Here is a 270-nt window from a genome sequence, read left to right on the forward strand (position 1 = left end):
GCCCTATCTGTATCTGCAGCCAATGCAGCACCAACCGTTTATGGTAAAGCATTCGTCGGTATGGACTACGTTAATTTAGATGATGAGACTCGTACTGATGACGATATGGACGCCGTCCAAATCAACTCATATTCTTCACGTCTTGGTTTTAAAGGTTCTGAAGCAATTACTGCTAATACTGATGTAATCTATCAGTATGAAGTGGGTATCAATATTGATGGTAATGCAGGTGATGATAACAATATTGCATTCAAAAGCCGTGATACTTTC

General features: G+C 39.6%; 1 protein-coding gene. It reads left to right on the forward strand.

The annotated features are described in order from the left end of the window. Positions 1–270: porin (locus tag AAEY83_RS15320; protein WP_351060272.1), on the forward strand; the 270-nt coding region annotated here is incomplete at both ends.

It is taken from the genome of Psychrobacter sp. TB20-MNA-CIBAN-0197 (genome assembly GCF_040309765.1).
Lineage (GTDB): Bacteria > Pseudomonadota > Gammaproteobacteria > Pseudomonadales > Moraxellaceae > Psychrobacter > Psychrobacter submarinus.